The 1,998-nt window shown below is 41.4% G+C and carries 2 protein-coding genes; both read left to right on the top strand.

The genetic code is table 11. The features are described 5' to 3' along the window. Positions 1–124: 124 nt before the first annotated feature. The gene (locus tag ACFPQ4_RS15120) at positions 125–634 is read left to right on the top strand and encodes a GyrI-like domain-containing protein (protein WP_378112702.1); all 510 of its coding nucleotides are present in this window, start codon (positions 125–127) and stop codon (positions 632–634) included. A 269-nt stretch (positions 635–903) separates the two neighbouring features. Further along, the gene (locus ACFPQ4_RS15115) at positions 904–1,269 is read left to right on the top strand and encodes a DUF2750 domain-containing protein (RefSeq protein ID WP_378112701.1); all 366 of its coding nucleotides are present in this window, start codon (positions 904–906) and stop codon (positions 1,267–1,269) included. Positions 1,270–1,998: the final 729 nt, after the last annotated feature.

The following is a 1,998-nucleotide window of genomic DNA, read 5'->3' as shown; positions in this document are numbered from 1 at the left end:
CGCATCGCGCCCGGCGACATTCGTCGCCTTAAGTCGGTGGGACGTCGTGAATACAACAACGTTATCCGAAAGACTTGCAATCAATGTTAAAACCCATAAAGATCCGAGGAGTGTGGCGCCGTAGATGTCCGTACACATCATTGAAAAGAAATCATTTACAGTAATCGGCAAGGAAGGCCAAGGTCTTGCTGCCGAAAGTCATAATTGGATCCCATCGCTGTGGCAAGAGGCAAATCATAAATTTGATGAAATTCGAAATTTAGCCAAGACAGATGAAGCAGGTAATATTGTTGGCATTTGGGGTGCAATGAGTGATATAACTGGTAACTTTAATCGTTGGACAGATCAAGGAAAATATTTAGCTGGTTGTGAAGCGCTCGATAATTCTATTGCTCCATCAGGATGGGATAAGTGGGAAATTCCTGCGTATAAGTACGCGATAATTAGATGTGATCAAAGTACATACCAAGAAAAATTCAAGTACATGATTCATGAATATCTACCAAACCATAATTATTCGATTGTCGGGGCAGTACAAGAGTACTACGATCCAAAAGAAGCGAATGGAGATCTATATCTATATTTTCCAATTGAAAAACAGGATGAAAAATATAAAAATCAATTTTCAGCATAATCGATGATGGCAAGTCCTTCGGATAACACCATATTCACGCATCGGGTCGACGTTGTCGCCCCTCGGTCCGGCAGATGTCCGATGAGATTTCGATGAGGTATTTCAGTGTACAAGAAGCATAATCAGCCGGACACATCCGCACCGACTAAGCGCATCGCGCCCGGCGACTTCGTCGCCTTAAGTCGGTGGGACGTCGTGAATACAACAACGTTATATGAAAGAGATGTAATGCGGTTTAAATTCTAATCATTCGGGATGTGAGAAATCCAATGTCTCAGTCAGCTGCGCAATGGTCAGCGTTTGTTTATGAATCAATTAAGAACAGGATAGTTTGGACAATATATGATAGTGGCGGGATCCCATGCCCTATAAATTTCGATGGAAAAAGAGCAATGCCATTTTGGTCTTCAATAAATAGAGTTGAAAAGATAATAAATAACATAGATACATATAAGGGTTTTAAACCTAGAGAGATAAATTTAGAAGATTTCATAGAGAAATGGCTTGAAGGACTTCAGAAAGACAATCTTTTAGTTGGGGTTAATTGGACAGGATCAAGAGCAATTGGATTTGATTTAGAACCAGAAAAAGTAAAAGCTCGATTGAATTATGAATTATCAAAGACAACTGAATGATTTTGCAAGTATTTCAAGAGGACATCTCCTTCATATAACACCATATTCACGCATCGGGCATTCGCCCTCGGTCCGGTAGGAGTTAGATGAGGATTCGGAGAGGCATATCAGTAGCAGGGAAGTAGAGTCAGCCGGACACATCCCACCACCTAACCGCATCGCGGCCGCCCTTTGGGCTTAAGGTGGTAGGACGTCGTGAATACAACAACGTTATGTGACATCTTTGGTAATGAACCATAAAATCAAACCCAGAAGCAAATTCGAAAATACTCTTATCAGTCAACGGGGTGATTGTGTATTGAATAATTTGAGGCTGATAGTGTCAATTATTTGGTTTATAAATTCAATTTTATTACTCATATTTGTGGCTAAGAGATTTAAGAAATATAAATTGACGAGATTTATTTCACAGATTTTACATTATGTATTGACGACTTTGTATATTGTTATTATTTGGTTAGAATGATTGCTAAACTTTTGAGAAGAATCGAAGAAGCCCAAGACGTCACATAACACCATATTCACGCATCGGGTCGACATTGTCGCCCCTCGGTCCGGCACGAAGTTAGAAGAGGATTCAAAGAGGCATTTCAGTAGCGGAGAAGTGGATCCAGCCGGACACATCCGCACCGACTAAGCGCATCGCGCCCGGCGACTTCGTCGCCTTAAGTCGGTGGGACGTCGTGAATACAACAACGTTAGCTGAAATCTCTCTTGCTCCGAAGGGGA

Origin of the sequence: Cohnella yongneupensis (genome assembly GCF_042655785.1) — a bacterium.
GTDB classification, from domain to species: domain Bacteria; phylum Bacillota; class Bacilli; order Paenibacillales; family Paenibacillaceae; genus Cohnella; species Cohnella yongneupensis.
This window is presented reverse-complemented; position numbering and strand designations above follow the sequence as displayed.

Bases quoted from the DNA above. Each gene is read 5' to 3' on its own strand.
- ACFPQ4_RS15115 (WP_378112701.1), top strand. From the start codon at position 904: ATGTCTCAGTCAGCTGCGCAATGGTCAGCGTTTGTTTATGAATCAATT.
- ACFPQ4_RS15120 (WP_378112702.1), top strand. From the start codon at position 125: ATGTCCGTACACATCATTGAAAAGAAATCATTTACAGTAATCGGCAAG.